This is a genomic window from Parvibaculum sp. (assembly GCF_019635935.1).
Lineage (GTDB): Bacteria > Pseudomonadota > Alphaproteobacteria > Parvibaculales > Parvibaculaceae > Parvibaculum.
Window position 1 is genome coordinate 651301 of the sequence record NZ_JAHBYN010000001.1, and the last position, 20411, is coordinate 671711.

At 65.2% G+C, this 20411-nt stretch carries 22 protein-coding genes; 9 read left to right on the top strand and 13 right to left on the bottom strand.

The window, feature by feature from the left end; translation table 11 throughout:
• Positions 1–137 precede the first annotated feature (137 nt).
• Positions 138–392 carry a hypothetical protein gene (locus KF719_RS03390; protein ID WP_293507088.1) on the top strand — a complete coding sequence of 85 codons (255 nt, stop codon included), beginning with the start codon at positions 138–140 and terminating at the stop codon, positions 390–392.
• Between the two features lie 22 nt (positions 393–414).
• Positions 415–711 (top strand): hypothetical protein, encoded by a 297-nt coding sequence (locus KF719_RS03395; protein ID WP_293507090.1) that lies wholly within the window; start codon positions 415–417, stop codon positions 709–711.
• A 1-nt stretch (position 712) separates the two neighbouring features.
• Here the strand turns inward: KF719_RS03395 and KF719_RS03400 are convergent, their stop codons facing one another.
• From KF719_RS03400 to KF719_RS03425, 6 genes are all read right to left on the bottom strand, one after another.
• Positions 713–1540: a damage-inducible mutagenesis protein gene (locus tag KF719_RS03400; protein ID WP_293507092.1), complete on the bottom strand. Its 828-nt coding sequence runs from the start codon at positions 1538–1540 to the stop codon at positions 713–715.
• A 99-nt stretch (positions 1541–1639) separates the two neighbouring features.
• On the bottom strand, positions 1640–2257 hold the full coding sequence (locus KF719_RS03405; RefSeq protein WP_293507093.1) for a class I SAM-dependent methyltransferase: 618 nt from the start codon (positions 2255–2257) through the stop codon (positions 1640–1642).
• A 50-nt stretch (positions 2258–2307) separates the two neighbouring features.
• Complete coding sequence (locus KF719_RS03410; RefSeq protein WP_293507094.1) at positions 2308–3165, bottom strand: hypothetical protein; 858 nt, start codon at positions 3163–3165, stop codon at positions 2308–2310.
• A 24-nt stretch (positions 3166–3189) separates the two neighbouring features.
• On the bottom strand, positions 3190–3603 hold the full coding sequence (locus KF719_RS03415) for a DUF3574 domain-containing protein (protein WP_293507096.1): 414 nt from the start codon (positions 3601–3603) through the stop codon (positions 3190–3192).
• Between the two features lie 40 nt (positions 3604–3643).
• Positions 3644–3967 (bottom strand): 2Fe-2S iron-sulfur cluster-binding protein, encoded by a 324-nt coding sequence (locus KF719_RS03420; protein WP_293507097.1) that lies wholly within the window; start codon positions 3965–3967, stop codon positions 3644–3646.
• 24 nt (positions 3968–3991) lie between these two features.
• Positions 3992–5023 carry an NAD(P)/FAD-dependent oxidoreductase gene (locus KF719_RS03425; RefSeq protein WP_293507099.1) on the bottom strand — a complete coding sequence of 344 codons (1032 nt, stop codon included), beginning with the start codon at positions 5021–5023 and terminating at the stop codon, positions 3992–3994.
• A 233-nt stretch (positions 5024–5256) separates the two neighbouring features.
• On the opposite strand from KF719_RS03425, the gene KF719_RS03430 reads away from it, so the two are divergent.
• On the top strand, positions 5257–5565 hold the full coding sequence (locus KF719_RS03430) for a chorismate mutase (protein WP_293507102.1): 309 nt from the start codon (positions 5257–5259) through the stop codon (positions 5563–5565).
• Positions 5566–5585: 20 nt separating this feature from the next.
• Here the strand turns inward: KF719_RS03430 and KF719_RS03435 are convergent, their stop codons facing one another.
• A complete protein-coding gene (locus KF719_RS03435) occupies positions 5586–6215 on the bottom strand; it encodes a glutathione binding-like protein (protein WP_293507104.1) in 630 nt (209 codons plus the stop codon).
• A gap of 89 nt (positions 6216–6304) precedes the next feature.
• Between KF719_RS03435 and KF719_RS03440 the strand changes: the two genes are divergently transcribed.
• Positions 6305–6904, top strand: coding sequence for a TetR/AcrR family transcriptional regulator (locus tag KF719_RS03440; protein ID WP_293507106.1), 600 nt, complete (start codon positions 6305–6307; stop codon positions 6902–6904).
• Between the two features lie 26 nt (positions 6905–6930).
• On the opposite strand, the gene KF719_RS03445 is transcribed toward KF719_RS03440, so the two are convergent.
• The gene (locus KF719_RS03445) at positions 6931–7251 is read right to left on the bottom strand and encodes a 2Fe-2S iron-sulfur cluster-binding protein (protein WP_293507108.1); all 321 of its coding nucleotides are present in this window, start codon (positions 7249–7251) and stop codon (positions 6931–6933) included.
• A 235-nt stretch (positions 7252–7486) separates the two neighbouring features.
• Here KF719_RS03445 and KF719_RS03450 point away from each other — a divergent pair, with 235 nt between their 5' ends.
• Both KF719_RS03450 and KF719_RS03455 read left to right on the top strand, forming a co-directional pair.
• Positions 7487–9001 carry an alkaline phosphatase family protein gene (locus KF719_RS03450; RefSeq protein WP_293507110.1) on the top strand — a complete coding sequence of 505 codons (1515 nt, stop codon included), beginning with the start codon at positions 7487–7489 and terminating at the stop codon, positions 8999–9001.
• A gap of 481 nt (positions 9002–9482) precedes the next feature.
• Positions 9483–10586, top strand: a complete 1104-nt coding sequence (locus KF719_RS03455) for an NAD(P)/FAD-dependent oxidoreductase (RefSeq protein ID WP_293507112.1) — start codon at positions 9483–9485, stop codon at positions 10584–10586.
• Positions 10587–10749: 163 nt separating this feature from the next.
• Here KF719_RS03455 and KF719_RS03460 read toward each other — a convergent pair whose 3' ends face one another.
• The gene (locus tag KF719_RS03460) at positions 10750–11157 is read right to left on the bottom strand and encodes an Hpt domain-containing protein (RefSeq protein ID WP_293507114.1); all 408 of its coding nucleotides are present in this window, start codon (positions 11155–11157) and stop codon (positions 10750–10752) included.
• A gap of 378 nt (positions 11158–11535) precedes the next feature.
• Between KF719_RS03460 and KF719_RS03465 the strand changes: the two genes are divergently transcribed.
• The gene (locus KF719_RS03465; protein ID WP_293507116.1) at positions 11536–13725 is read left to right on the top strand and encodes a hypothetical protein; all 2190 of its coding nucleotides are present in this window, start codon (positions 11536–11538) and stop codon (positions 13723–13725) included.
• Here the strand turns inward: KF719_RS03465 and KF719_RS03470 are convergent.
• Genes KF719_RS03470 through KF719_RS03485 form a run of 4 tightly spaced genes read right to left on the bottom strand, consistent with a single transcriptional unit; the run spans position 13722 to position 17249 of the window.
• Positions 13722–14384 carry an ABC-type transport auxiliary lipoprotein family protein gene (locus KF719_RS03470; RefSeq protein ID WP_293507118.1) on the bottom strand — a complete coding sequence of 221 codons (663 nt, stop codon included), beginning with the start codon at positions 14382–14384 and terminating at the stop codon, positions 13722–13724. The genes KF719_RS03465 and KF719_RS03470 overlap by 4 nt on opposite strands.
• Positions 14385–14395: 11 nt before the next feature.
• A complete protein-coding gene (locus tag KF719_RS03475) occupies positions 14396–15304 on the bottom strand; it encodes an MlaD family protein (protein ID WP_293507120.1) in 909 nt (302 codons plus the stop codon).
• A gap of 5 nt (positions 15305–15309) precedes the next feature.
• A complete protein-coding gene (locus KF719_RS03480) occupies positions 15310–16086 on the bottom strand; it encodes an ABC transporter ATP-binding protein (protein WP_293507122.1) in 777 nt (258 codons plus the stop codon).
• The gene (locus tag KF719_RS03485) at positions 16083–17249 is read right to left on the bottom strand and encodes an MlaE family lipid ABC transporter permease subunit (protein WP_293507124.1); all 1167 of its coding nucleotides are present in this window, start codon (positions 17247–17249) and stop codon (positions 16083–16085) included. The genes KF719_RS03480 and KF719_RS03485 overlap by 4 nt, the downstream gene beginning before the upstream one ends.
• 192 nt (positions 17250–17441) lie before the next feature.
• Between KF719_RS03485 and KF719_RS03490 the strand changes: the two genes are divergently transcribed.
• Both KF719_RS03490 and KF719_RS03495 read left to right on the top strand, forming a co-directional pair.
• The gene (locus KF719_RS03490; protein WP_293507125.1) at positions 17442–17840 is read left to right on the top strand and encodes a cytochrome c family protein; all 399 of its coding nucleotides are present in this window, start codon (positions 17442–17444) and stop codon (positions 17838–17840) included.
• A 177-nt stretch (positions 17841–18017) separates the two neighbouring features.
• Positions 18018–20267, top strand: a complete 2250-nt coding sequence (locus KF719_RS03495) for an adenylate/guanylate cyclase domain-containing protein (RefSeq protein WP_293507127.1) — start codon at positions 18018–18020, stop codon at positions 20265–20267.
• Positions 20268–20411: the final 144 nt, after the last annotated feature.

Consider the following 20411-nt stretch of genomic DNA (forward strand, 5'->3'; position numbering starts at 1 on the left):
GGCCCGTTAAAGGAACAAATAGAGAACATGTACTTTGGCCCCGCCCGGTCCCAAAGGCGAGTCGAATCTCGCGCTGCCCTGTTTTTGCCTGAAAAGGACGTAGGATGAGCCTTGCCACACCCGAAAGGCATTCGCCCATGACGAAGCATCCGCTCTTCATTCTCGCACTGGCCATACCGCTGGCGCTGGCCGCCTGCGCCGACCCGCAAGCCGAGCAGGCGCGTCTCGATGCGCTCGACCACAAGAATTGCACCGATCTCGGCTTCGAGCCCGGCACCGAGGCCTATGGCAATTGCCGGCTGAAGATGAGGGAAATCCGCGCGAAGGAAGAAGGCAGCCGTTCGCCCAATATCGGGTTTGGCGTCGGCATCGGCGTCAGCAAGGGTTTCTGATGCACGGAGAGAGGAGTTTCGCATGAAGATCGCGAAAACGGCTCTGGCTTTCACGGCATTTCTGGCGCTCGCCGCCTGTGCGAACCCGCAGGAACAGGCGGCGCGCGCCGCCGCCCAGACGCAGGCCGACGGCGCGGAATGCGAACGGCTCGGCTTCACGCCCGGCACCGAAGCCTTCGCCAATTGTCAGTTGAAGCTGAAGGAAATTCGCGCCCAGGAGCAAAACACGCAAGCCCTGCGGCGCGCGCAGACGCCGCCGCCCTTCTGGGGCCCCTGGCCGGGCTACTATCCTCACCCTTATCCTTACAGGCGCTGGTAACTCAGGCGCTTTGCCTGAACGCCACCACGCGCGCCTCCGCCGGCACGGGCGGCGTTTCTTTGAACGCGGGCACAATCGCGTCGGCGAGCACGAAACCTTTGTCGCCCCCATGCCACGCCACGTTCCATGCGCCCGGCGCCCCGCCGCGAACCCGCGCCAGCGCCGCGCGCCAGCAGGATGCGCCGGTCAATCCGCCAAATTTCTCCGTACCGGGAACAATGCGGCCGGGAAGAGCTGCGATGCGCCAGCGTGTGACGGCCGCACTGGCCGCGCCGCCGCCATGCCCCGTAAACAGAAGTACCGGCGTTCCCTTTTCTTCCGCCGCCAGTTGCAACCGCCGCGTCGCCGTCAGATCGAGCGCGGCGGCGCGCCCGTCCACCTCGCCGATAACGGCGGCAAAGACGCCGGACCGCAACGCCTCCTCCATCGCCCACAGGCAATCGGTAGCGCTACCCGGCAGCGCAAGCACAAGCCGCGTCGGATCGAGCCCGAACGCGGCAAGCCCCGGCCCGTAAAGCGCGCCGATGTCGAAGGGCGGTTGCGCCGATTGGCACCAGAGCACGGGACCGGACCCGTTTTCGGCAAAGCATGCGGCAAGCGCCGCCAGGAAACCCGTCGTCGCGCCCATGTCGCGGTAATCCTCGGCACCCACCTCATGCAAGGCTCCGGCTTTCAGACCGCCGCCCGGCAGCGCTGCGTCGATCACTTCGACGCCCAGCGATACGAAACGCCCGCCCGCCTCCGCAAATTCGGCGGAAGGCCCCGCAATACGGGTCCTGAGATCGGCGACAAGCGCGGCTCTGGCATCCTGTTGTGAAAGCGGCGGCATGGCAAACCCGTTGTTCTTGTTTTGTTCTAAACATTCGCCGCAGCCAGGTCAAGAGCGCCAGCAACCGAACGCGACACTGGAAACTTATCGAAAACCCGGTCAGGCCTGCGCCACGCCCCAGTAATTGAAGCCCGCAACACGCGGCGTCGACGGCAGATACATCGTCTGCAGGTCGGCGATGCGGAAACCGCCCTTCTCGATCAGGGCCGGCATCTTGCGGTTGAGGTTGCAACCGCCGAACAGCACCTTCCACACCGGATTGATGCGGTCCTGCCACTTCGCCACGCCCTCGTCCGGCGCCGCGCCATGCTCGCAGAAAACGAGCTTGCCGCCCGGCTTCAGCACGCGCTTCATGCCCTCGAGCGCCTTCACCGGATCGGGAATGGTGCAAAGACTGAAGGTGCAGAGCACCGTGTCGATGCTTGCGTCGTCGAGCGGTATCTGCTCGCCCGGCAAGCCGATGAATTCGACCGGAAAGGAAAGATCCTTCGCCCGTTCGCCGGCAAGTTTCCACGACGCCTCGGAAGGATCGAGCCCGATGACCTTCGTCACTTTCGCGGGATCGTAATAAGGCAGGTTGAGGCCCGTGCCGATGCCGATTTCGAGCACCGTTCCCTCGGCCATCGGCACCACCTTCTTGCGCTGATAGCGGATAGGCTTCGTCCCGCAGGCGCAGTTGATGATATGCGGCACGATCCGGTTTTCATAAAAGCCCATGGCAATGTCCCCTTGCGTCGAACAGCGCGGAGTATGACGCCGCCTATTCGCTAGCGCCACTCCGAAACGCCGAAACGCAGCAGCCGGTCGCCATCGACCGGCCCAACGGTTCGTCCGCGCCCCTTGAGCCCCAGTGCTGCCGCACGCAGCAGCCGCTTTTCGCGCAAGGCGCTGGCCCGCCGGACACCCGCCGAAAGCGCCTGCCAGACCGCCTCGGGTTCGATGAGCCCCGTCCCACCAGTCACCCGCCGTCCCTTCCAGCCCATATCGAAAAGCCGGTCGCGCAGACGCGCCGGTTCGCGCCCCGCACCCGCCACATCGCCCGCATCGGCGAGAACCGATGCGACGAGGCCCGCCAGCGCCGCGCCACGCGCCTGCACAGACACGAGATCGATAAGGCCCGATGTCGGCGCCGGCGAATGAGTGCCGCCAAGCCCAACGCCGCCCTGCAATTCGGCGCCGAGAGCAGCGGAAAACTCGCGCAGCACCGGCAGAAGGCCGGCGCGCGGCGGAACCGCCGATCCCGCTTCCCGATGAACGGCAATGACGCCGTCGAGCGATACGAACAAAGATGCGCCGCCGCACCGCTCGCGCATCGCGGCAACAACCACGTCGCAAATCGCCCCCGGAAGCGCTGCGAGCACCGGCGGCAAACTGTCCGCGGGCAATGCGTCGCGCACGGTCTGGTGTGCATCCATCGCCAGCCGGCCCGCTTTCCCGCGCGGCAACACATCGGCAGATCCGCCGGCAAGAAGTTCCGCATCGGCAATCAGCGTCTGCGAAACCTCGCGCGCCGCGTCCATGCCGGCATCGAGTGCCTCGCGCGCACCGTCGCCGCCCGCCTCCATGCGAAGCAGGCCGGGCCAGATTTCGAATTCTTTTTCAACGAAAGGCGCTGTAGCCAGCATGACGGAAACTCGACAAGCAGATGGTCATTCGACGATACGAACCGGCGCATCGGTATGGAAAACCGATTTCTGGCCGAAGCGGTCCATATATTCGGTCTTGATGTCCGCAAGCGCCGCCGCGGCTTCCGGCGTCTCGCCGTGAACGACAATGACGATCTTGGTCGCCTCCCGAACGATCGGCGCATCGGCAAGCGCCGGATCCCGCCACTGGCCGTAGGCGTCGGCAACCGTCAATCCGTCGGGAAAACGCGGCGTCACGACCTCGGCCAGAAACCTCGTCCAGTCACGCTCGCTGACCGTACCGCCACCGGAAAGCGCGAGCCCGAAGTAAAGTGTCGACTGCACGGCACCAACCGGCGGATCGGCAAACGCTTCACGCGGCACCGCAACGGCGACGAACAGAACGACAAGAATGGTGCAAATGAATCGGCGGCTCATGGTCCCTACTCTGGACCTTGCGGCGTCCGTTCGCCAGCCCTCAGGCCGCCTCGCGCAATGCGACATCGGCAATCCGCAGACGCAACCCGTCGAGTTCGGCCGACATGATGAGCTGGCAGGACAGCCGCGACCAGTCGCCGCCATAGTTCTGGTCGAGCATGTCGACCTCGTCCTCACGCGGCGGATGAAGCTTTGCCGTCCATTCGGGATCGACTTCCACCTGGCAGGTGCCGCAAGCGCAGGCGCCGCCGCATTCGGCGACGATCGGAAAGCCGTAATCGCGGATGATTTCCATCACCCGCCAGCCTTCGGCGGCTTCGAGCGCGTGCTCGATGCCTTTCTGGTCCACAAGAACGATACGCATTTCTTGCTCCGGCCGTTCGATGGTTCAGGCAACGCCTAGCTTCTTTTGCAGGCTGGTCGACGAGGTCGTGTACTGGAAGGTCAGCTTGGCGTCCGGATTGGCATGACGGAAAGCCGCCTGCGCCATAAGCGCCGCCTCGTGGAAGCCCGAGAGAATGAGCTTCAGCTTGCCCGGATAGGTGTTGATATCGCCGATGGCGAAAATGCCTTCGACATTGGTCTGGAACTTCTCGGTATCGACGGGGATCAGGTTCTCGTGGAGGTTGAGACCCCAATTGGCGATCGGCCCGAGCTTCATGGTGAGGCCGAAGAACGGCAGCAGCGTGTCGCACTCGACCTGGAAATCGTTGCCGTCATTGCCCTTCACGGTGACGCCTTCAAGTTGGCCGTTGTCGCCATGCAGCGCCGTGATCTGACCGAGATGGAATTGCATCTTCTTTTCGTCCACCAGCGCATGCATCTTCTTCACGCTGTCGGGCGCGGCGCGGAAGCCGTCGCGGCGATGGATGAGCTGCATGGAGGCCGCGACCGGCTGCAGGTTGATCGTCCAGTCGAGCGCGCTGTCGCCGCCGCCGGAAATCAGGATGTTCTTGCCGCGGAAAGTTTCCATGCGCTTGACAGCATAGAAGACCGATTTGCCTTCATAGGCCTCGATGCCGGGGATCGGCGGCTTCTTCGGCTGGAAACTGCCGCCGCCCGCCGCGATCACGACGACCTTCGCCTCGAACACGAGACCGCCATCGGTCTTCACCCGCCAGCGCCCGTCGGGCAGCTTTTCGAGTTCCTCGACCATTTCGTTGTAATGAAATTCCGGCTTGAACGGCGCCGCCTGCTCCATCAGACGATCGGTCAGCTCCTGGCCGCTGACGACGGGAAGCCCCGGAATGTCGTAGATCGGCTTTTCGGGATAGAGCTCGGCGCATTGCCCGCCCGACCGGTCGAGAATATCGATCAGATGGCATTTCATATCGAGCAAGCCCAGCTCGAACACCGCGAACAGACCGCAAGGCCCCGCTCCGATGATGACCACGTCCGTCGAAATCGCTTCTTGCGTCATAGCCGGCATCCGTCTGTTTTTGTCCCGCCATCGGGACCAAAATAACTTGCAAACTATGTGATTTAATATATTTCACAAGCTGCGCCGCTTATATAGGGGCGCGGGGCCTTGCCGCCAAGCACAAATTGCAAAATGGCGGCGTTCCGCGTCGATTTGCGGCGGGCCAAACCCGTGACATTCGGCCGGGCCACCTTATTTTATCGGGGACGCAGCCCCTGGACGCGGAGACGAGAATGGTCAAGTGCAACACGATGGCGGATGTCCGCCGCGAGATCGACCGGATCGACCGTGCGCTGGTGAAGCTGCTGGCCGAGCGGCAGACCTATATCGAACAGGCCGGTGCGATCAAGGGCGAGCGGACGAAGGTGCGCGACGAGGCGCGGATCGAGGAGGTCGTACAAAAAGTACTGGCCGAAGCCGACCGCGAAGGACTGTCGCGCGCCATCGCCGATCCGCTGTGGCGGCTCCTGATCGAAAAATCGATTGAACACGAATACGAAATTTTCGATGCAAAGCCGCGCGCTACCGGCACCGGCGACTGACAGCCGCCGGCACTGAAGGGTCAGCCCTTTTTGGTCAGCGCCATTTCCTCCGACAAGGCGCGCGCAACGCTCGGGCGCTGCGCAAGATCGGCGTAGTAGGTTTCAAGCACCGGCCAACGGCTGCGATCGATGCCGGCAAAGCCGCACAGCGTCAGCACGAAAAACGCATAGGCATCGGCAACGGTGAAGCGCTCGCCGATGAGATAACGCCGTCCCGTCAGCATTCCCGCCAGCGCGCCGAATTTGACGGGCGCGACTTCATCGCGTGCGAACGCCTTCGCCTCGGGCGGCGACGCAGGATTGAAGATCGCGGCGAGCACCTGCTTGTGCAGTTCGGTTGCGATGAAGTTGAGGCATTCCTGCAAGCGGTAACGTTCCATCGTTCCGAAGGCCGGCGCCAGACCGGAATCCGGATTGCGGTCGGCGACATATTGCAGAACGGCCGGACCTTCGGTGAGCAGTTGCCCGTCATCGAGCCGCAGCGTCGGCACCTGCCCCTTCGGATTGATCGCATAGAAGTCGGAGCCGTCCGCCAACTGCTTGGTCGCGAGCGCGACCGGATGAAATGAAGCGGCCTCACCCTGCCCCGACTCGTAGAGGGCGATGCGTGTTGCGATCGAGCAAGCCATTGGCGCGAAATAGAGATCCATGATTATCCCCGCGGGTTGATTTTTTGTACCGATCCGAATAATATTGAATCCGGCTCCATCGTCAATGATTTTTTGCGAATTGGTACAAAATGTTGAAAAAGCCCCGTGGACGACCGCGCGCCTATGATCCCGACGTTGCGCTATGGCAGGCGCTGGAAACATTCTGGGCGAACGGTTTCAGCCGCACGTCGCTCGATGCGCTGGCCGAGGCGACCGGCATGAACCGGCCGAGCCTTTATGCGGCGTTCGGCGACAAGAAATCGCTCTACCTGAAATCCTTCGAATGCTTTGCCGGACAATTGCACGCGGCGCTCGACAACGCGGCACATAGCAAGGCGCCGCTCGACGCGACGTTGCAGGACTTCTTTCGAAACGCGATCGAGATTTATATGTCGGGTCCGGACGGTCCGCGCGGCTGCTTCATCATCTGCACCGCACCGGCGGAGGCCGCGATGGATGCCGACATTCACGCGGCGCTGAAAGCGGCGCTGGCCGAAATCGACAAAGGGCTCGAAATCCCGTTTGCGAAGGCAAAGGCCGAAGGACGCCTGCCGCCCGATGCCGACACCGCCGCGCTGGCGCGCATTGCGGCGTCCGTTCTGCACAGCCTCGCGGTCAGGGCGCGCGCCGGCGAAACGAAAGAAGCGCTGCACGCCCTGGCGCGGCAGAGTGTGCAATCGCTGTGCTGATGTAAGCGTCGAAAGGAAAAGACGTCTCAGAACTGCTTTTCGGGCAGGTTGACCACAAGCCCGTCGAGCTCGTCCGTCACCTTGATCTGGCACGACAGACGCGAATTCTCGCGCACGTCGAAAGCGAAATCGAGCATGTCTTCTTCCATGCTCTCCGCCGGTCCGACTTTCTCTTTCCACGCATCGGCCACATAGACATGGCAGGTCGCGCAGGCGCAGGCGCCGCCGCAATCGGCATCGATGCCGGGCACCGAATTCTTGATGGCGCCTTCCATCACGGTCATGCCGTTCTCGACATCGATCGCGTGTTCCGTGCCGTTGTGTTCGATAAAGGTGATCTTCGCCATCTTGATTTTCTTGCCGGTGTTGGAAGGCTCCCTGGGGACCCCGCGAGAGGGCCGGCACATAGATGCCGCAGCGGCTTCGGCTTTTCAACCCCTCAATCCGGTTAACCCCCGCATAAGCCGCCGACAAGACGCCGCACCCCCTGTTGTCGGCCTGTCGCGGGCGGCGCATAGTCTGGGGCAACGACGAAAAACCGGCAGGAGCGCAACGGAAATGCCAGAGCCCAAGCAGGCGCCCATGAACGTCCTTTTCATCACCGCCGACCAGTGGCGCGGCGAGTGCCTTTCGGCCCGCGGCCACCCGACGGTCCGGACGCCCAACCTCGACGCGCTGGCGAAGGACGGCGTTCTTTTCCGCAACCACTTCGCCAACACCGCGCCCTGCGGCCCCTCGCGCGCCTCGCTGCACACCGGCATGTATCTGCAGAACCATCGCTCGGCGACCAACGGAACGCCGCTCGACGCGCGCCACACCAACTGGGCGAAGGAGGCCGCGCGCATCGGCTACGACCCGGTGCTCTTCGGTTACACCGATACGAGCCAGGACCCGCGCGCCGAAGATCCCGAAAGCCCGTGGCTGCTGACTTACGAGGGCCCGCTGCCCGGCATCCGCCCGATCTGCATGATGGGTACCTGGCCGACGCCGTGGACGGACGATCTGAAGAAGCGCGGCTACGAGGTGCCGGCCGACATTCGCTATGCCTATGGCCACCGCGCGCCGGGCCCGGAATACGAGGACGGCGCCGCTGTGCCCCGCCCGCTCGTCTATCCGAACGAGGTCGACGACACGGCGTTCCTGACCAACCGCCTGATGGAATATATCGGCGACGCGACGAAGCCTTTCGTGGCGCATCTTTCGCTCTTGCGCCCGCACCCGCCCTTCGTCGCGCCGGAACCTTACAACGCGATGTACGATCCCGAAAATGTGCCGGGCTTCGCACGGCGCGCGACGGTGGAAGAAGAAGCGGCGCAGCATCCCTGGCTCGAACACCAGCTCGGCCGCAAGCTTTTCCGCGCGCCGGCCGACGAGAAAAAACTCCGCAGGCTGAAGGCCGTCTATTACGGGCTGATGTCGGAAGTCGACGCCGCGCTCGGCCGCGTTTTCGCCTTCCTGAAGGAGACCGGCCGCTGGGACAACACGCTGATCGTCTTCACCTCCGATCACGGCGAACAGATGGGCGACCGCTGGCTGCTTGGAAAATGCGGCTGGTTCGATGCGTCCTATCACATTCCGCTGATCGTCCGCGACCCGAAGCCGGCGGCCGACGGCACGCGCGGAACGGTGGTCGATCGGTTCACGGAGAATGTCGACATCATGCCGACCATGCTCGATTTCATCGGCGCCGAAACGCCGGTGCAATGCGACGGTAAATCGCTGATGCCGTTCTTGCGCGATGGAAAAGCGCCCGCGAACTGGCGGCGCGAAGCCCATTGGGAATATGATTTCCGCGATCCGGCCGACGACAGCGCCGAGAAGCGCCTCGGCCTGACGCTGCATCAATGCACGATGAACATTCTGCGCGGGGATCGCTACAAATACGTCCACTTCACGCATCTGCCGCCGCTCTTTTTCGACCTCGAAAAAGACCCGCATGAATTCGAAAATCTGGCGGCAAAGCCCGAATATCTTCCTCTGGTGCTCGAACATGCGCAAAAACTGCTTTCCTGGCGGATGAACCACGACGAACAGACGCTGACCCATATCGCGTTGACCGACGACGGACCCGTGGAGCGCAAGGCGGCGCGCTATTGATCCGTGGACGGATTTTAAGGGCGCCGCGAAGGCCGGGGATAAGTTTTTTGAAAGGCAAAAAGCGGGGATAAACCGCCCGACTGTCATCGAACTGTCAAAAATCTGTCACAAACAGATTTCGAGGCAAGTTATCCCCGGGGACAAGTCGCACTTATCCCCGGTGGTGAGCGATCAGGAGAGACGAAATCGGAGACGAATTGAGAGACGGGCGCGGAGACCGGGACAGCGCGTTTGAAAGAGACCGGTTAGGGGTGTTTTCCGGTGCGATCGGGTGGGCACATTTCGGTGTCCGGTTCGGTGCGATTCAAGGCGACAAGTAGAGGGCTGAATTGAGCGTGGTCGAAAGAGACGAATTCGTAGTCGTTCGAGGCACGCGCACGGCCGTGGGAACATTCGCGCCGAAAGGCCCCCTCACCCGTCCCACCTTCGGTGGGCCCCTTCCCTCTCCCCGATGGGGAGAGGGACAAGAGCGATTCAACCCTTGACCTCAGCCCATGAAATCGAAGCCGTCGTAATCGGCGCGGGCGTTGTCGGGCTCGCCTGCGCGCGGGCGCTGGCGCTCAAGGGCCGCGAGGTTGTGGTGCTGGAGCGGGCGGGCGCGATCGGCACCGAAACCTCGTCGCGCAACAGCGAGGTGATCCATGCCGGCATCTATTATCCGCAAGGAAGCCTGAAGGCGCGGCTTTGCGTTGCGGGCCGCGCGGCGCTTTACGATTTTCTCGAGACGCGGAAGCTGCCGCACAAGCGGACGGCCAAGCTGATCGTCGCGGGCGATGCGGGCGAGGCGCAGGCACTCGAAGGGATCGCGGGCCGCGCGCATGCAAACGGCGTGAACGATTTGCGGGCGCTGACCGGCACGGAGGCGCGCGCGCTGGAACCGGCGCTCCGCGCGGAGGCGGCGCTGCTCTCGCCCTCGACCGGCATTGTCGATGCTGCCGCATTGATGCTCGCCCTGCGCGGCGAGATGGAGGATGCGGGCGGCGCGATCGCCTTCAACACCGAATTCGTGCGGGCGGAACGCGGGGCGGATGGTTTTGCGGTTGATGCGGGCGGGACGCGGCTGACGACGCGGCTGCTGGTCAATGCGGCGGGCCTGCGCGCGGCGCGTGTCGCGCGCGCGATCGAGGGGCTCGATGCGGGCCATGTACCCGAATTGCATTTCGCGCGCGGCAATTATTTTTCATGCGCGGCGCGCGCGCCTTTTTCGCGGCTGATCTATCCGGTGCCGGTTGCGGGCGGGCTCGGCGTGCATCTGACGCTCGACATGGGCGGGCAAGCGCGCTTCGGGCCGGATGTCGAATGGATCGCGGAGAGCGAGACGCAAGACTACCGCGTCGACGCTGCGCGCGGCGAGGCGTTCTATGCGGCGATCAGGCGCTACTGGCCGGCGCTGGCGGACGGCGCGCTGGCGCCCGCCTATGCCGGCGTGCGGCCGAAGCTCGCGCGCGGCGACAGCGACTTTTCAATCGCGGGGCCGGAGGCACATCGCGTGCCGGGCCTCGTCAACCTCTTCGGCATCGAAAGCCCGGGCCTGACGGCCGCGCTGGCGATTGCCGATGAGGTTGTGGAGATGCTGGGGGAGTAGACCCGTGGACGGAGCGTTTTTGAAACGTGTCCAACCCTCCCCTTGTCATCCCGGCGAAAGCCGGGATCCATGAGCGGTCGCAGCAAACAGGAGAGTCACATGGACCCCGGCTTTCGCCGGGGTGACACCTGTGGATGAGGCGGCGGCGGAGAGAAATTCGCGCTTACGCGTCGACGACGCTGTCGATGAAGCTGTTGACGGCGGCGACGGCGTCGCGGAGGCGGGCGAGGATGTCGTCGCGGCCTTCGCCGTCGACGGCCATCCACTCGGCTTCCTCGGCAAGCGCGGCGAGCGGCCAGGCGCCGAGGCCCTTGGCCGAACCTTTGAGGCTGTGCGTCGCGTTCTTCCAGTCGATGGCGGTGACGGCGCTTTCGATGCGCTCGATATAGATGCCGGCCTGGGCGCGGAAAAGACCGAGAAGTTCGATCTCGAGGGCGCGGTTGCCGAGCGTGTATTTGGAGAGATGCACGAGGTCGAGCGGCCGGCGCGCATCCGGACGCGGCGTCTCACCGGCATGAAAGCCCATGCCCGCACCTCGAACCGCCGTCGCTGCTGTCGCCTGGGGTTTCATCGCACCCGCTCCATCCCGGTTTGCCGTTGCCGGGAAGTCTAGGGGCGCAGGCGCTGCGGAATCGTTAAGCGCCGGGCGCAGCGGCCTACACGAAAGCCGCTATGGGCCGTTATGGACGCAATCGCCATTGCAATTATGGTTAACAAAGGCCTAAGATGTCCTGTCGGTGCGCATGGCGGTCCCCAAGAGCCGCAGGCCCGCGCCGGTAAGCCCCCTATTTGCCCCTCGGCATGCCCCCCGTGCCAAGGGGTTTTCTTTTTCAAGGAGGGGTTTTTCTCTGGCGGCGCTTATGGTTGACGGCGCGGGGGCCTTCGGACAGGCTGGAACAATGTGGCGGCGGGCATGCCCGGATTGTGGCCGGGGGAGGCCGGAAACCTTATGAAAAACAAAGATTTGCCGTCCCCGTCCGGGGCGGCCGAAAGCGGCAATGCGAGCCCCGACACGGCCGAGCCGCCGGTGCGCGCCGCCAACGAGGACAGCCCGACCGGCGGGGCGCTGATGAAGCTGATCCAGCGCCGCCCCTCCCCGCGCATTCTCGGCACCGCGCTTGTCGCGAGCCTCGCCGTTCTCGGCGCCGAAGCCGCCTTCCTCTGGGGGCAATACGGGATCGACGGTCTGCAGGCGCTGACGCAGCTCGAGACCGGGCTGATCGCGGCCGCGGCGCTCGCGCCGCTGACGCTGATCTGGATGCTGGCCTTCGTGGTATGGCGCGGCCAGGAAATGCGGCTGATGGCCGACGCGCTGGCGCGCACCGCGATCCGCCTGTCGGACCCGGAGGATTTCGCCACCGGCCAGATCGCGACGATTTCGGGCGCGGTCCGGCGGGAACTTGGCGAAATGCGCCACGGGCTCGACGCGGCGCTGAAACAGGCGACCGAGCTGAAGGAGCTGGTGACGCGCGAGGTCGAGGAGATCGACCGGGGCTCCGGCCGCGCCGAATTCCGCACACGGACGATGGAGGAACTTCTCGGCCGCCACCGCGAGAGCCTTGAAGAAATCGCCCGGACGCTCGGCAGCGAGAGCGACGTGATTTCGCGCGCCATCCGCGAACAGGTGGACGCCGTGCGCGGGCTGACCGGAAAGGCCGAAAGCGACCTCAAGGCGGCGGGCGACGCCGTGGCCGAGCAGGCCGAAACGCTGGGCCGCGTCAGCGAGGCGGCCCGCGCCGGCGCCGACCAGACCGCAACGATGCTCGACCGGCAATCCTCGCGCCTCGAAGTGGTGGCGACGGATGCACTGGCAAAGGCCGACGACCTCGGCAAACGCTACGAGCAACAGCGCGCGATCATCGCCGACGCCGCCGACCGGCTGGAAAGCGAACAGGCGCGGATGGCGACCCTTTTCGACAATCATCGCCAGACCATGCGCGAAGCCGACGCGGCGCTTGCCCGCCACACCGAGGAAATCGGCCGCGCGGTGGAAGGCCTCGGCGCCGGCATCGAACTGACCTTCGAAAATGCCGCGGCGCGCGCCGCCACCTTGCGCGAAACCATCGCCGGCGAAATTCGCGCCGCCGCCGACGAGGCCGAAGGCGCCTCGACCGCCGTCAGCCGTTCGGCGGGCGCGGCCACGCGCGCCATCGGCGCCACCGTCGACGAATTGAAAGCCGCGACCGGCGCGCTCTCGACCGATGTCGCGCGCGCCGCGACGGCGGCCATCGAAAAGACCACCGACAAGGTGAAGGCCGCGACCGTCTCGATGAGCGAGGAAGTGACGCGCGTGACGGCGGCGCTGACGAGCGAGCTTGCCGGACGCACCGGCGAAATCCGAGGGCTGATCGAGGCGACGGCATCCGAAAGCGACAACGCGGCCGAACGCTTCAATGCCGCGATGATCCGCCTCGGCGGCACGGCGCGCGAGGCCGGCCGCGCCCTGCACGAAGCGACCGACGAACTGGCGAGCCGCATCGACGAATTGCCGGGCGAGGCGGCCGACAGCGCGCAGGCGCTGAAGGATGTGTTGCAGGAGCAGGTGTCGGCGCTGGCGACCATCGCCGAAATCGTCGTCCGCCATGCGCGCACGCTCGACCGCTCGGCGCCCATGCGCGGCGATGCCGGCCAGCCGATGCCGCAACGCATCGTCGCCGAAGCGCCGCGCGACAGCGCCGAGAACCAGCGCCGCTCGAGCATGTCGGAATTGCTGGCCGCCGCCGAGCGCCGGCCGGCCGCGCATGACGCCGACACGACAGGCGGCGGCGACCGCGACTTCCAGCGTGCCTCGCTGCATGTGATCGAAACATTGCAGGCGCTCGCCGTCGATCTCGACGCGGCGCTCGAACAAAGCCCGCCGGCCGAATTGTGGCAGCGCTATCAGGCGGGCGAGCGCAACGTCTTCACGCGCCGCCTCTACAACATGGCGGGCCGCGACCTCTACGACCGCATCGCCTCGAAATACAAGAAGGATGCCGAGTTCCGCACCCATGTCGACCGTTTCATCTCGACCTTCGAGAATCTTCTCGGTGCCGCCGCCGCGCGCGACCGCGACAACATTCTGGTGCAGACCTACCTGACGTCGGACACCGGCAAGGTCTATCTGATGCTCGGCCAGGCGACGGGGAAGCTCGGCTAGCTCCCGGCGCGTTTCGGAAAAGCCTTCGCGCCTTCCTCCAGCGTCCAGAGCGCCATTTCGGACAGCACCTGCCCGAGCGCGGCGTCGTAGGCCGAAACGATGTCGGCCATCTTGCCGCTTTGCGCCGGCACCGCGGCGCTGAATTCGCGCGCCGCGACGATGGAACGATCCGACGCACGCAAGAGCCGCGCAAAAAACACCACCCGCGCTTCCGTTGCCGCCTGACCGAGCCCTTCGCGCGCCGGCCGCGTCGCGGCGAACTGCCTGATGTCGCCGGTGAGCGCGAGGTCCATGCGCGCGCCGCTGCCCGAACCGATGGCGGCCGGAAAGCGGCCGGTATTGTGCAGCGTCTCGACCGCGAGCGCGGCGATCATGCGCGGCGCCCGGTCGCTCCAGCGCGCGCCCGCATAATATTTGATCTCGTTGGGCGACGGCTGGAAGACGATGCGCGCCGTGTCGACGGCGGCGGGCGCCGCGAACGTCTCGACGACGACCTGCGCGGTGGCGCTCGCCGCTCCGTCGGGCGCTTGCGGCGAGGGCGCCGTCAGCACATAGAGGTTGGGCGCCGGTTCGCCGGCGACATTCACAAGCGCGCAGGCGCCGAGCGGGGCGGCCGCGAGCAGAAGCGCTCCGGCGCGCAGCAACTTTCGCAAACCCATCCCCCACTCCCTCATTCGGCCCGAACCTCGGGCACGTTGTTGCCGATCAGAAAGCGCGCCGGATCGTCCTGCGCGCGCGAGGCGACACGTTCGAGCGATGTAACAAGCGCCCGCGTCTCGGCGACGAGCTGCGGCAATTGCGCCATGCCGGCGCCGATGCCCGGCCCGCCCTGCTTCAGGATCGCCTCAAGCTCTTCCGCCACCAGACGATAGGAGCGCGCCGCCTCGCGCGCGTCGGTGAGGAAAAGACGCACATCGTCTTTCAGCAACGCATCGGCATTGCGGCTCATGCTGTTGAGATGCACCGAGGCTTCGGATAGCTGTTTGATCGCCCGGCTCATGTCGCCCGAACTGCCGGCCAGAGCCGCCGACAGCGTGTTCAGATTGTCGAGCGCTTCGGCGATCGACTGCTGGTTGGCGGTGACGACCGTGTTGAGATCGCGGATCAACTGGTTGGCGCTTTGCAGCGTTTCGGGGCCGCTCTTCAACAAGTCCTGCAGCGTCGATGGTGCCGCACGGATGATCGGATAGTCCTGACCGGGCCGCGCTTCGAGGGCCGCCGAGCCCTCGCTGCCGCCGGTGATCTGGATGAAGGCAACGCCGGTGAGACCGGACAATTCGAGTTGCGCGACCGAGTCTTCCTTGATCGGCGTGCGTGCATCGAGTTCGACGATGGCGATGACCTTGTTGGGATTGCGCTCCATCAGCCGCAGGTCGATCACCTTGCCGACGGGCAGGCCGTTATATTGCACCGGACCCGAGACCGACAGACCGGACACCGAACCGTCGAAGATGATCTTGTAATAGGCGAACTGACGATTGAGCTGCACGCCGTTGAGCCAGAGGATGAACAGGAAGATGCCGGCCACCGTCAGCAGCGTGAAGGCGCCGATCAGCACGTTGTTGGATTTGATTTCCATGGCTCTCACTTGCCCGCAAAGGCGGCGCGTGCGCGCGGCCCGTGAAAATATTCGTGGACCCAGGCGTGCCGGCTCAGCAGCATATCGTCGATCGTGCCGATGAGGATAACACGCTTCTCGGCCAGAACCGCTATCCGGTCGCAGGTCGCATAAAGCGTATCGAGATCGTGGGTGACCATGAAAACGGTGAGCCCCAACGTCTCCTTGAGATCCTCGATCAATTCGTCGAAAGCCGCCGCCCCGATGGGGTCGAGACCGGCGGTCGGCTCGTCGAGAAAGAGGATTTCCGGGTCGAGCGCCAGCGCGCGGGCAAGCCCGGCGCGCTTGCGCATGCCGCCCGACAATTCGGAGGGATAAAGCCCCGCCGCTTCCGGCTTCAGCCCCACCATCGCAATCTTGACCGCCGCAAGTTCGTCCATCAGCGCTTGCGAAAGCTGAAGATGCTCGCGATACGGCACCTGGATGTTCTGCGCGACGGTGAGCGATGAAAACAGCGCGCCGTCCTGGAAGAGCACGCCCCAGCGCCGTTCATGGACGCGGCGCTCCTGCTCCGGCATTTCGGCAAGATCGAGACCGAAGACGCGGATGCGCCCGGCGTCGGGCTTCTTGAGGCCGAGGATCGTGCGCAGCAACACCGACTTGCCAGTGCCCGAACCGCCGACAATGCCGATCACCTCGCCGCGCTTCACCGTGAGGTCGAGATTTTCGTGAACGACATGGTCGCCGAACCGCGTGACGAGGCCTTCGACTTCGATGATCGGTTCGCCCTTGCGCATCGTCATATGTCCACCGCCGTGAAGAACATCGCGAACAGCGCGTCGAGAACGATGACCAGAAAGATCGACCGCACCACCGAGCGCGTCGTCTGCGCGCCGACGGATTCGGCACTGCCGGTGACCGACATGCCGGCGCGGCACCCGACCAGCGCGATGGTGGCGGCCATGAAGGGCGCCTTGACGATGCCGACGCCGAAGGTCCAGAAGCCGACCGCCTCCTGAACCCGCTGCATATAAACGCCCGGCGACATGTCGAGCATGAGCTGCACGACGACACCGCCGCCGATAAGCCCCATGATGTTGGCGACGAAGGTGAGAAGCGGCAGCGCCACGATCAACGCCAGCACGCGCGGCACGACCAGCATGTCCATCGGGTCGAGGCCGAGCGTGCGCATCGCGTCGATCTCCTCGCGCATCTTCATCGAGCCGATCTCGGCCGTGAAGGCGCTGCCCGAGCGGCCCGCGACGATGATCGCGGTCAAGAGCAAGCCGACCTCGCGCAGAAAGATGATGGCGATGAGATTGACCGTGAAGACCTCGGCGCCGAACTGGCGAAGCTGCACCGCGCCCTGCTGGGCGACGACGGCACCGATCAGGAAGGTCAGCAGACAGACGAGCGGCAGCGCGTCGAAGCCGGCCTTCTCCATGTGATGCATGAAGGGGACGACGCGAAGACGGCGCGGATGGACAATGGTGCGGCCGATGGTGTCGACGACGGCGCCGACGAAGCCGAGCATACCCATCGCTTCCTCGCCGATGGCGCGCACCGCCTCGCCGACCCGGGCCGTCACCTGGATATAGAGCGGCTCGGAAAGATGGCGGACGGGCTCCGGCATTCCGCCCGCGTCGATCTTTTCGATCAGGATGCGCTGGGCCTCGCTCATGTTCTTGAGATCGACGGTCAGGCCCCTGTCGCGGAGCAGCGCCGCCGTGCGCGCCAGCACGCAAGCGCCCGCCGTGTCGAAACGGTCGATCGCCGCAAAGTCGATTTCGGCGCGTCGCGCGGATGGCGGCGCGGCCAGCAGCGCGCGCAATTGCCGGTCGACCGGATCGAGATGAACGATCGACCAGTCGCCCGCCGCAACGATGTGCAGGGTCTGGCCGTCGACGCCGGTCTCGCAGGAGGCGCGCGGCGCGGCGCCGGCCTCCCGTCCCGCTGAATTGCGCATTCCGGCCAAATCGTCCCCGCCCCTCGCCTCAACCTGCCGAAGGGGCCACTTTGCCCGCCGCCCCGGCCTGCGGCAAGCCGTCCCGGCCCCCCGCCCGACCTTCCCTTCCCGGTAAATTCGTTTAGCCTGCGCTCCGGCCCGGCCGCACGCCGGGACAAGGTTCGGGTTTCCGGTCTTCTGGAGGATGTTGCGATGCGCGGTCTCTATGCGGGTTTGGCGGTTCTGGCGCTGACTTTTTCGGTTTCGGGCGCCGCGAGCGCCGACGAACCCGATCTGGCGCTGGGCGAAAAGCTGTTTGCCCGCTGCAAGGCCTGCCACACGCTCGACGAAGGCGGCAAAAACGTCATCGGTCCGAACCTCTACGGCATATTCGGTATGACGGCCGGAACGCGCGAAGGCGTCACCTATTCCAGGGCCATGAAAGCCAAGGGCGAAGAAGGCCTGGTGTGGGACGACGAAACCATGTCGGCCTATCTCGAAAAGCCGTCGGCGGTGGTGCCGGGGACCAGCATGGCCTTCCCCGGCCTGAGGAAGCCCGAGGAGCGCGCCAGCCTGATCGCTTTTCTGAAGCGCGAGACCGGCGCCGAATAAACTCTACATATCGCCATAATACGGCCCGACCCGCGCCGGCCCGGCGCTGGAACGAAAGCTGCAGCAAAAGCAGTGGCGGCATCCGTCTTTGTCCCTTAACAAGACAAAGGCGGGGTCGAAAGTTTCAATATGGGGCACCCGTTCCGGCATTGTTGCCCGGGGCGGTCGCAGTGAGACATGAATCCGACGCCTGCATTCCGCAGACTATCCGCGATCCTGCCCGGCCTTGTGCTGGTGCTGGGGCTCGCCGTTGCGATTTACGATCCGCGCGGCGCCGGAAGTTTCCTGCAGAACCAGGTCTTCGACATCTATCAGCAAATCCTGCCGCGCGAGGCCGCGCCCGCCGGACCGCGCGCCGTCTATGTCGACATCGACGCCGAGACCGCGAAGCGCTATGGCGCCTGGCCCTGGCCGCGCAAGCGCGTCGCCGAGCTGGTCGACCGGATGCGCGAAGCCGGCGCCTCGGCCGTCCTGATCGACGCGGCGCTCTCCGAACCCGATCCGACCGCGGTCCGCGAGTTGATGCGGCTCTGGACGCCACTTCCGGCCGAAAGCGGCTTTATCGGCGCGTTGCAAAGCCTGCCCGACCACGACCGGGAACTCGCCGAACTGCTGCGCGAGACACCCTCGATCGTTTCCTTTGTGCCCGGCAAAACCGCCTTCGACGGACAACATGCGCCGGCCCTGCCCGCAGCGGTCGCGCCGCAGGGTGGCGATCCGCGGCACTACATGCGCGACTACCAGACCTGGCGGCCGACACTCGCCCCCTTCGAGGCGGCGGCGCGCGGCGTCGGCGCGAGCATGCCGGACGGCGCGCCGGGCGCGCGCGTGCGCGAGCTGCCGCTGCTCGTCAACCTGAGTGGAAAACTCTATCCCTCGAACGTGCTCGAAACGCTGCGCGTCGTGCGCGGCGGCACCGGCTACCGCGCCATCGTCGCGGCGCCCGACACCGGCTTTTCGTTCGAGATGGAGCCCGGCATCGAGCGCGTCGAGATCGGCGGCACGCCGCTCGTCGCGCAGACGACACGGGACGGCAAGCTGCGGCTTTATTTCGGACGCGACGAGACGCGAAGCGCGGTGTCCGCCTGGAAAGTTCTGGGGCGCGCGTCGGATGTGCCGCCGCTTGAAGGCCGCGTCGCCGTGATCGGCGTTTCGGCCAACGGCGTCGAACGCCTGTTCGACACGCCTGCGGGCAAACTCGCCACCGGCGCCATCGCCGCAAGCGCCATCGACCAGATCGCGGCCGGTCATTTCCTTGTTCGTCCGGGCTGGGCGGCGAGCGCCGAACAGCTCTTCATTTTCCTCGGCGGCATCCTCGTCATTCTGGTTGTGCGTCGCTTCCGCTTTCGCTGGGGCTTCATACTGACGCTGCTGCTGATCGCCAGCGGCGCCTATGGCTCGTGGTGGGCGTTCGAGAACCATCGCTGGCTGATCGACCCGGCGCTGGGCGGCACGACGCTGCTGCTCGCATGCCTGATGGGCGCGCTGATGACCCGGCTGCACACCGAAGACGAGATCCGCTTCGTCGAAACGCAGTTCGGTCGCCGGCTCTCGGCCTCGGGCCTTGCGAAGATGAAATCCAATCCGCGCCTGATCCGCGCCGAGGGTGCCTTGCGCGACGTAACCTCGGTGGTCGCGGGCCTGCGCGGCTTCAACATCATCGCCGATCGCTACCTCGAAGACCCGACGGCCTATGCCGACATTCTGAACCGCTTCTTCTCGCCGATGACCAAGATCGTGCAGGACCGCAACGGCATGGTGGATCGCGGCGTCGGCGACACGCTTTATGCGGTGTGGAACGCGCCGCTGGACGTCGCCGACCACGCCTCGAAGGGCTGCGACGCGGCGTTGCGCATGGTCGAAAACCTTGAAGCGCTCAACGAATTCCTCGAGGAAGACGCGCGCCGCCAGCATCTGAGCCATGTGCCGCTGAGCCTCTCCATCGGCATCGACACCGGCACCGCGATCACCGGCAATATGGGCGCCGTGCAACGCTTCGACTATGGCGTGCTGGGCGAGCCGGTGAGCTTTGCCGCCTATCTGCAGCGCAACGCCCGCCACTACGGTCCCGCGATCATCGTCGGCGAAGGCGCGCAAAAGGCCGTCGGCGCGCGCTATGCGCTGCTCGAAATCGACCTCGTATCGACGCCGCGCCACCCGGAAGGCCGCCGCGTCTATGCGCTGCTCGGCGACCCGATCATGCGCGCCAACCCGAAATTCCGCGCGCTGCAGGAAGCCCATGCGCTGATCTTCTCGGCCTATCGCAGCCAGCGCTGGGCGGAAGCGCGCGCCGCCATCGCCGAATGCCGCAAGCTCAACGGCGCAATCCCGACGCTTTACGACTTCTATGAAGCGCGCATTGCCGCCTATGAGGCCGATCCGCCCGGACCGCACTGGAACGGCGCCTTCTTCGCCGGCCGCGTCTAGAGCCATTCGGTGTTTCGTAGAAACACCGAAAGAATCCAAGTTGTTGTTTGGTCGCGCTTCTTTTCGGAAAACCGGATTCCACTTTTCCGAGAAGCGCCCTGGCCCGTCCCAATACGGGGCTTGGCGGCGGCGCGCCCGCGCGCC